Origin of the sequence: Victivallis sp. (assembly GCF_048170485.1) — a bacterium.
Taxonomy (GTDB): Bacteria; Verrucomicrobiota; Lentisphaeria; order Victivallales; family Victivallaceae; genus Victivallis.
Genome location: NZ_DBEXAY010000063.1, coordinates 19,949 through 28,096, shown reverse-complemented (window position 1 = coordinate 28,096; position 8,148 = coordinate 19,949). Strand labels below are relative to the sequence as shown.

Below are 8,148 nucleotides of genomic sequence, written 5' to 3'. Positions count from 1 at the left end.
GGATGCAGGGGGTGGGGAGCTCTTCCGAATACTCCTTGGATTCCACCACGTTGACGAACCCCACCGGCATGGCCACCACCAGCGCCGGGGTGATGCGCTTTGCCAGCGTCATGCGGACCACCCCCGCGAGGGCGAGCGGCGCGTTGCCGCAGAGGAAGATCGCTCCGTCGAGCTCCTTCTCGTGGAGCTCCACCGCCGCGAGCGCGCGGGTGATGCCGCGTTGTTTTGCGTACTCCGCCGTCTCCGGGTCCGCCACCGGGCAGAGAATCGCTTCGCGGCTGTAAGAGGGGTGGAACTTCTGCAGTTTCGGAATCGACAGCCCCGATTTGATCATGTTCGAATCGGTGTAGATTCGCGCGCCGCGCCGGAGTGCCGCGAGGGCCGCTTCGATCGCGCCCGGTGAGAAACGGAGCTGTTCGGCGATAGCGAAGTCGGCGGTGGTGTGGATCAGTCGCCGGGCGACATGCCACTCGGCGTCGGTGAAGCGCTGGCGCAGGGCGGGAGGCGCCTCCCGGTCGATCCGGCGGAAGCTCTCCTGTTCGATCTCACTGCCGCTGCAGTTCCATTGAATCCGTTCACATGGGGATTTCATCAGTAATCAACTCCTTTTCTGGCGGGGATTCCCCGGTGGAAGGGGTGTTTGATGTCGGCGATTTCGGAGACCAGGTCGGCGATTTCGACCAGTTCCGGCGGCGCGTGCCGTCCGGTGACGATGAGGTTGAGCGTCGCGCGGCGCGCCTGGAGAAGGGCGGCCACCTCCGCCGGGTCGAGAAATCCGTGGTGCAGTGCGACGTTGAGTTCGTCGAGAATCAGAAGTTCGCCGTCGAAGCTCTCCAGCAGTTCCCGGGTTCTCGCCCAGCCCCGTTGCGCCATGCCCCGGTGGTCGCCGGGGCGGGTGGTGAGGCCGAGGCCGTACTGTTCGAAAATCATTTCGGGGAAATACCGGGAGAAGAAGTTTTTCTCTCCGGTCGGCCGCTCCCCTTTCATAAACTGGATCACCGCGACGCGCCACCCCCAGCCGAGCGCCCGGAGCGCCGTGCCGAAAGCGCTGGTGCTCTTGCCCTTGCCGTCGCCGGTGAGGTTCAGGAGCAATCCGCGTTCCCGATCGTCGAATTCGAGCATCTTACCGCACCCCCATCGCCCGGTAGAGTGCCGGAATGTCAATCCGTTCGCGGACGTGGGCGGCGAGCCGGGCGAGCGCCGCCTCCACTCCATAGTGCGCGGTCACTTCCCCGAGCGGGGCAAGACCCTTTTTTACCCGGACCTCGTCGAGCCACTTCCGGCGGAAGCGGTCGTCATCGAAGATGCCGTGCAGATAGGTGGTGAAACAGTTCCCCCGTTCGAAGCCGACCGGCCGCCCGTCGGAGGAACGGATCACCTTGACGGATGGATCGTTGCACTCGGTGCGGCCAAAGTGAATCTCATAGCCGGAAACCGGGGTGCCGTCCGCCGTGGTTCCGGTGGTGCGCCGGAGAATCTTCTCCCCCTTCATCGTGGTCACCAGCGGCAGGAAGCCGAACATCGGAGCAACCGGATTCGACGATTCCACCCGGTCCGGGTCGAGCAGCACATCTCCGGCGAGCTGAAGTCCGCCGCAGATGCCGACGTATCGGCAGCCGCGGTGCACCGCTTCGCGGATTTTTCCGGCAAGTTTGCTCTGCTCCAGCATGGCGAAATCGGCCGCAACCGATTTACTGCCAGGAAGAATCACCACGTCGGGAGTGCCGAACTCCTCCGGAGAAGAGACGCTGCGCACGACGGTGTCCGGCTCCGCTTCGAGCGGCGCGTAGTCGGTGAAGTTGGCGATGTGGCCGAGCCGGATCAGCGCGATGTCGATCGCCGCGCCCGGCTTCGCTTTCTTCGCGAAGGAGAAGCCGACCGAATCCTCTTCCGGCAGACCCGGCCCCGGCAGGAAGTCGATCACGCCGAGCACCGGTTTGCCGGTGAAGCGCTCCACTTCGGCGTGGGCGTTGCCGAGGAGCGCGGGATCCCCCCGGAACTTGTTGACCACGAAGCCGTGCAGAAGTTTCCGCTCCCACGGTTCGAAGGTCGCGTAAGTGCCGATGAAGGAGGCGTAGACGCCACCCCGGTCGATGTCGCCTGCCAGGAGAACCCGGGCATCGGCGTATTCGGCCATGCGCATGTTGACAATATCGGTCGATTTGAGGTTGATTTCGCCCGGACTGCCCGCGCCTTCGAGCACGATCGCTTCGCGTTCCCGGCTCAGGCTGTCGTAGCTGGCGGTGACTTCGCGCCAGAACTCCGGTTTGCGGCGGAAGAACTCTTTCGCGCGCATGCTCCCGACCGGCCGCCCCCGCACGATCACCTGACTGCCGTGGTCGCTCTCCGGCTTGAGCAGGATCGGATTCATCCGTACATCCGGGTCGAGCCGGCACGCCTCCGCCTGCACCGCCTGCGCCCGGCCGATCTCGCCGCCGTCCGGGGTGACGAAGGAGTTGAGCGCCATGTTCTGCGCCTTGAACGGAGCGACCGAAATGCCGTCTTCGAGCATGATCCGGCAGAAGGCGGCGGCCAGCACGCTCTTGCCCGCGTTGGAACAGGTGCCCTGAATCATCAACGCGGGCGTCCGGCGTTTCTGCGAAATGAACGGCGCCTTTGCGTCGCAGAGGCGGGCGAGCGCCGTCGCGAGGCGGAGATTCTCCGCCCGGCTCCGGACCGCGACGCGGAAAAAGTTCTCCCCCAGCCCCGGATAATCGGCACAGCGGCGCACCGCGATGTGCTCCTCCTTCAACAGCCGTCCGGCCAGATCGGGCAGGGGGCATTCGAGCAGCAGATAGTTCGCAAGCGAGGGGTAGCAGACCAGCTGCGGAATCTTTGCCAGCATGCCGGAAAACTCCTGCCGCAGCTGTGCGGTTTCGCGGCGGCTCCGCTCGGCAAACTCTTCCGTCGAAGAGAGACAGTAGCGGATCATCCGTTCGGCGGGCGTCGACAGCTGCCAGCAGGGCAGCTGCTTCCGGAGCGTGGCGATGAGCCGTGCCGGAGCGGCCACATACCCCATCCGCAGCCCCGGCATCGCGTAGAACTTGGTCAGCGAACGGAGCAGAATGAGATTGTCGCATTCGATTCCGGAGAACCGGTACTCCGGCGGAAGGAAGTCGGCAAATGCCTCGTCAATCAGGAACGTCGCATCGGGGTGCCGCCCGGCCAGTGCCGCCAGTTCCGCCGCCTTCACCGCCGTTCCGGTCGGATTGCCGGGGTTGCCGACGATCACCAGATCGCCGGGGCGGATGGATTGCTCCAGCTTCTCCAAAGAGAGTGTGAACCCGTCTTCGCGCCGGAGCGGAACGTATTCGATCTCCAGCCCCGCCCGGCGGCAGGCCGGTTCGTATTCGAGGTAGCCCGGCGTGACGATCAGCGCCCGCTTCGCCCCGGTGAGCGCGGGCAGGTACATCAGAAGTTCGTTGGAGCCGTTGCCGGCTTGAAGGCACTCCTCCGGAATGCCGGTCGCTTCCGCCAGAAAGCGGTGGAGCGACTCCGCGTGAGGCTCCGGATAGGCGCCGAGCAGGTCGAAACTGCGCAGAAAGTTGCCGTTTGCCCCCGGCGGCGGTCCGCAGGGATTGAGGTTGACGCTGAAGTCAAGCAGTTCCTCCGGGAGGCATCCCGCCTCGCGGGCGAGTTTCGTTCGATTTCCACCATGTTCCGTCTGGTTCATTGTTGTTTTCTCCTGTCGCCGTCCGGATGTTGTACCGGGTAAAACGGCGCTTCCGCAAGTACGGCGGCCACGGCGGGATACTCCCCCAGGCCGCGGAGCTCCGGGATGCATTCGATTCCCGCCGCTTCCAGCTGTGATTTCCACGACTCCGCCCCGGAACCCGCAAGATCGTTGCGGGCGTGATCCCCCGCCGTCAACAGCAGCGGGCGGAGCGAAAGACGGTTGATTTCTGCATGCAGAAGTTCCTGCCGCACCTCCTCGAAGGCAGGTCTCCCTTCGACGCAGGCGAGGAACAGCCCCGGATGAACCTGCCTCCACTCCTCCGCCGCCGAGCAATAGAGCGCGTCGCTCCGGCCGTCGGCGTGGCCGTGCCCCATGAAGAGCGCCGCACTTCCTGCCGGAACCGTCGCGGCGACCGCGGCGAAAAACTGCTTCCGCCGGTCGGGCTCCGCGCAGACCGGGAGCGAGAGAGACAGGGCGTCGAAGCCGCCGTTTTCCGGGAGGAACGGCACGAGCTCCGCCCGGAGGCGCTCGAACTCCTCCCCCGCCGTCAGCAGGCCGGAGAAGAGCCCAACGCGCCGGATTCCCGCGTCAAGCAGCTGTTTCAGACACTCCGCCGGAGCGGGAACCCGCCCGCCGAGGCGGCGCCGGACCATGCCGGAGAGGTAGGCGCGGTACAGTGGAATCCCCGGATTGCGCCGTTTCAGCTCCTCCTCCACCGGCAGATAGGAGGCCTCCGCACCGGGCACGGTGGTGCCGAACCATACCGCGACCAGTGCCTCCTGTGAATTTCCCGAAGGAAGAGCGATGCAATGGTTCTTCATGGTGTCTCCTTCCCTTCCTCCCGCCCCTCCCGGCGGCAGGAGCCGACCGGAATGCAGTAGGGAATCCCGTCCGCGCCGGTGACCACCTTCGCCTCGATCTCAAAAATTTCCCGCAGGATTTCCGGGCGCAGAATCTCCTCCGCGCTCCCCGCGTACCGGAGCTTGCCGTCGCGGATCGCCGCGAGCAGGTGCGAACAGCGCGCCGCCAGATTGAGGTCGTGAAGCACCATCACCACCGTGATTCCGAGTTCGCGGTTTAGTTCGCGCACCAGCTCGATGATTTCGAACTGACAGCAGATGTCGAGAAAGGTGGTCGGTTCGTCGAGCAGCAGCAGATTCGGCTCCTGCGCGAGCGTCATGGCGATCCACGCCCGCTGGCGTTCCCCGCCGGAAAGCGTGGCCAGCGGCCGATGCGCCAGTCCGGTGAGCCGGGTCTGCTCCAGAACGTGGTCGACCACCTCCGTGTCGTGTTTCCCCGGCGGGCCGAACCCCTTCCGGTGCGGAAAGCGCCCACAGGAGACCAGCTGGCGTACCGAAAGATCGGCCGGGGCGTGGTGGAGCTGGGGCAGAATCGCCAGGTCGCGGGCGAGCTTCGCCGTGTCGAGCTGGTGGATCGATTTCCCGTCGAGCAGCACCGCGCCGCCCCGCGGCCGGAGCAGTCGCCCGATCGTTTTGAGCAGGGTGGATTTGCCGCATCCGTTGGGGCCGAGCAGAGTCAGGATCTTCCCCTCCGGCGCCTCCAATGAGACGCCGTCGAGAATGATTTTTTTGCCGTACCCGGCCGCAAGTTCCTGAAGTTCAAGCCGCATAGGACCGCCTCCTGAGCAGGTAGAGGAAGAAGGGCGGTCCGAGCAGCGACATGATCACCCCGGCCGGAAGTTCCGAAGGATCCATCACCATCCGGCCGATGGTGTCGCACCCGACCACCAGCGCCGCCCCGAAGAGCGCCGCGCCCGGAACCAGAAAGCGGTTGTCCGACCCGATCAGCAGTCGGACGATGTGCGGCGCGATCAATCCGACGAAGCCGAGCAGCCCCGCCACGCTCACCGCCGCCGCGGCCAGCAGTGCCGCCGCCGAAAGCAGAAGCAGCCGCACCCGTTCCACCCGGATTCCCAGCCCTGCCGCCACCTCGTCCCCCAGCATCAGAATGTTCAGCCGCGAGGAGGCCAGCCAGGAGACGAGAAAGCCGCCGAGCATGTAGGGCCAGACCAGCCGGAACTGCGGCCAGGAGCGGGTCGAAAGGCTCCCGACGGTGAAGTCGAGGATGCCGGCCACCTTTTCCGCGTTGAAGAGCAGAATGGTACTGCTGGCCGCCCCCAGCATCGAACCGATCGCCACGCCGGAGAGAATCAGCCGTACCGGGTCGATGCCCCGCTTCCAGGCGAGCAGATAGACCAGAAACGCCGTCGCCAGCGCTCCGGCGAAGGCCGCCGGCACCAGCAGGTGGCTGAACTGCGGCAGGGCGAGGAGCACCAGCACGCCGCCCAGCCCGCCGCCGGAGGAGATGCCGATGATGCCGGGCGAGGCGAGCGGGTTGCGCATGATTCCCTGCAGGACCGCGCCGGAGACGGCGAGACTGCCGCCGACCAGCGCGCCGAGCAGAACCCGCGGCAGGCGGATGTTCCAGAGAATCTGGTATTTCACGCCTTCGCGTTCCGAAAGAAGCGTATGGAGAATCTCCGCCGCATCCAGCCGGAGCGAACCGAAACGCAGACCCGCCAGAAGCGCTGCAGCAAGCAGCAGTGCGAGAATTGCCAGAATGGTCAGCCGGAATCCGGCGGTACGGCGCAGAATCTCATATTTCATAGGGTAAACTCCTTTTCCGGGTGAAGCAGCTTCGCCAGATGAAGAAACGCTTCCGGATAACGGCTCCCCGCCATATAGAGGAAGAGTTCCGGGGGCAGAAAGTGCACCCGTCCGGTCTTTGCCGCCTTGAGCTGCTGCCAGGCGGGCTGGCTGATGAGGTCGCGGGTGAACTTCTTCTGCAACGCCTTCGAGTCGCCCATCGTGTTGATGAGGATGATGTCCGGGTCGTCGATCAACAGCTGTTCAAAGCTGTATTTGAGCCGTCCGGACTCCTGTCTGGCAATGTTGGTGCCGCCCAGCATCTCCGCCATGGTCGGAACGTTCAGATCCCCGCTTTCGAGCACGAATCCGCCGCTCGCCACGAAGAGGACGGCGAACCGGGGGGAGGGGAGGCGCGCTGCCTCTTCCGTCAGCTTTCTTACCTGCGAGATGATCCGTTTGGCCGTCGAATTGGTTTCCACGCTTCCGCCGTTGAGGCGGCAGAAGAGGTCGAGAATTCCGATGTAGTCGTGGAAGTTGGCGTAATCGAGCGCGACATTGGGAATCCCCGCGTCGATCAGGTGGTGCCGCACCGCCCGGTGGGCGTGCAGATTGGCGTTGATGAGCACGAGGTCCGGTTTCATGGCGAAAATCTTCTCCAGATTCAACGAACGAAGCACGCCGATGCGCGGCAGATCACGTGCCTGTTCCGGGAGCGCCTGCTGACTGCGGACCGTCGGGACCCCGATCGCGCTTCCCCCCGCCGTGAACCAGGGGTCGGCGAACGAGGCGTTGCCGACGATGGTCCGGCGGGGATGTTTCGTCAGCAGTGTCTCGGTGCCGTCCACCTCCCGGTAACGGATGGTTTCGGCGCTCTCCGAAACGATGCCGGGTTCCGCCCCCTCGAGCGGAGCGAGGAGGAGAAACGTTGTCGGCAGGAACGCAAAAATTCTCTTCCTCATAGCGCCTCAAGATCGGTTCTCATCGGAGTGTAGTAACTGTCGGAATCGATGGCGCCGATGTTGCCGATTTTCATCGCATCGATCCGGGGATCGGAGTTGTTTTTGCGGAACGCCATATGTTCGGCGGTCGCGTGCCCGTCCATCCAGACGAAGTTCGCCGTGGAGCCGGAGTGGCGGAAATGGACGTTGTTGCCGTGGTTCTTGCCGCCGCTTTCCGACATGACCGATACGGAGAGCACTCCGTTCTCAAGCGAAGGTTTCACCGGGGAATAGAGGCAGAAAGTCGGCTCCCCGAAGCTCCCGGAGTCGGCGTTGATCGCATCGGCGAAGGCGACGGTCCGGGACGGACGGGCGATCTGTTTCATTCCGGCCTGCATTTTGTTGCTGGAGGGGCTGACGCCGAGGTAGTACTGCCCGCCGACGCCATAGTAGTTGTAACCGTATCCGGCGCCGCCGGGGATCTTTTCCGGGTCGGAGAGATTCCATTCAGCGGGGGCGGCCGGGCAGATCAGCGTCTCCCAGGAGTTGCCGATGTACGGCATGAGGATCGACGTCTGCACGTCGATGTTGCCGGAGGAGTCCCGTTCCCCCAGCCAGGGGGTGCCGCCGCTGCCCATCTTGTAGAGCACGTAGGCGGGGATGGCGTATCCGTCGAAATCGTTCCGGTAGCTGCTGACGGCATAGCCGGTCTGTTTGCAGTTGGAGAGGCAGCTGATGCTTCTCGCTTTGCTGCGGGCCTGACTCAAGGCGGGCAGGAGCATACCGGCCAGGATGGCGATGATGGCGACGACGACCAGCAGTTCGATCAGGGTAAATCGATTGCTACAACGTTTGACTTGGAGAGGTGCGGCGAAAACCATGAGTGACTTCCTTTTTGTGTAACGCGCACAGGCGGAATCCGGGA

The 8,148-nt window shown here is 64.5% G+C and carries 8 protein-coding genes; all 8 read right to left on the bottom strand.

Going from position 1 to position 8,148, the window contains the following annotated elements; genetic code table 11:
• The coding region (locus tag ACMLHG_RS03425) for a precorrin-8X methylmutase (protein WP_417169557.1) at positions 1-592 on the bottom strand (592 nt) is incomplete at its 3' end.
• Complete coding sequence (cobO, locus tag ACMLHG_RS03420; protein WP_295807843.1) at positions 592-1,122, bottom strand: cob(I)yrinic acid a,c-diamide adenosyltransferase; 531 nt, start codon at positions 1,120-1,122, stop codon at positions 592-594. The genes cobO and ACMLHG_RS03425, both read right to left, overlap by 1 nt.
• A 1-nt stretch (position 1,123) precedes the next feature.
• On the bottom strand, positions 1,124-3,673 hold the full coding sequence (locus ACMLHG_RS03415; RefSeq protein WP_417169556.1) for a cobyric acid synthase: 2,550 nt from the start codon (positions 3,671-3,673) through the stop codon (positions 1,124-1,126).
• Positions 3,670-4,497 carry a sirohydrochlorin cobaltochelatase gene (locus tag ACMLHG_RS03410; RefSeq protein WP_417169555.1) on the bottom strand — a complete coding sequence of 276 codons (828 nt, stop codon included), beginning with the start codon at positions 4,495-4,497 and terminating at the stop codon, positions 3,670-3,672. The genes ACMLHG_RS03415 and ACMLHG_RS03410 overlap by 4 nt, the downstream gene beginning before the upstream one ends.
• Complete coding sequence (locus tag ACMLHG_RS03405) at positions 4,494-5,306, bottom strand: ABC transporter ATP-binding protein (RefSeq protein WP_417169554.1); 813 nt, start codon at positions 5,304-5,306, stop codon at positions 4,494-4,496. The genes ACMLHG_RS03410 and ACMLHG_RS03405 overlap by 4 nt, the downstream gene beginning before the upstream one ends.
• Complete coding sequence (locus tag ACMLHG_RS03400; RefSeq protein ID WP_417169553.1) at positions 5,296-6,303, bottom strand: FecCD family ABC transporter permease; 1,008 nt, start codon at positions 6,301-6,303, stop codon at positions 5,296-5,298. The genes ACMLHG_RS03405 and ACMLHG_RS03400 overlap by 11 nt, the downstream gene beginning before the upstream one ends.
• Positions 6,300-7,244: an ABC transporter substrate-binding protein gene (locus ACMLHG_RS03395; protein ID WP_417169552.1), complete on the bottom strand. Its 945-nt coding sequence runs from the start codon at positions 7,242-7,244 to the stop codon at positions 6,300-6,302. Before ACMLHG_RS03395 ends, ACMLHG_RS03400 begins: the two co-directional genes overlap by 4 nt.
• A complete protein-coding gene (locus ACMLHG_RS03390; protein WP_294433023.1) occupies positions 7,241-8,104 on the bottom strand; it encodes a type II secretion system protein in 864 nt (287 codons plus the stop codon). Before ACMLHG_RS03390 ends, ACMLHG_RS03395 begins: the two co-directional genes overlap by 4 nt.
• Between the last annotated feature and the right edge of the window lie 44 nt (positions 8,105-8,148).

Bases quoted from the DNA above. Each gene is read 5' to 3' on its own strand.
- cobO (WP_295807843.1), bottom strand. From the start codon at position 1,122: ATGCTCGAATTCGACGATCGGGAACGCGGATTGCTCCTGAACCTCACC.
- ACMLHG_RS03415 (WP_417169556.1), bottom strand. From the start codon at position 3,673: ATGAACCAGACGGAACATGGTGGAAATCGAACGAAACTCGCCCGCGAG.
- ACMLHG_RS03410 (WP_417169555.1), bottom strand. From the start codon at position 4,497: ATGAAGAACCATTGCATCGCTCTTCCTTCGGGAAATTCACAGGAGGCA.
- ACMLHG_RS03405 (WP_417169554.1), bottom strand. From the start codon at position 5,306: ATGCGGCTTGAACTTCAGGAACTTGCGGCCGGGTACGGCAAAAAAATC.
- ACMLHG_RS03400 (WP_417169553.1), bottom strand. From the start codon at position 6,303: ATGAAATATGAGATTCTGCGCCGTACCGCCGGATTCCGGCTGACCATT.
- ACMLHG_RS03395 (WP_417169552.1), bottom strand. From the start codon at position 7,244: ATGAGGAAGAGAATTTTTGCGTTCCTGCCGACAACGTTTCTCCTCCTC.
- ACMLHG_RS03390 (WP_294433023.1), bottom strand. From the start codon at position 8,104: ATGGTTTTCGCCGCACCTCTCCAAGTCAAACGTTGTAGCAATCGATTT.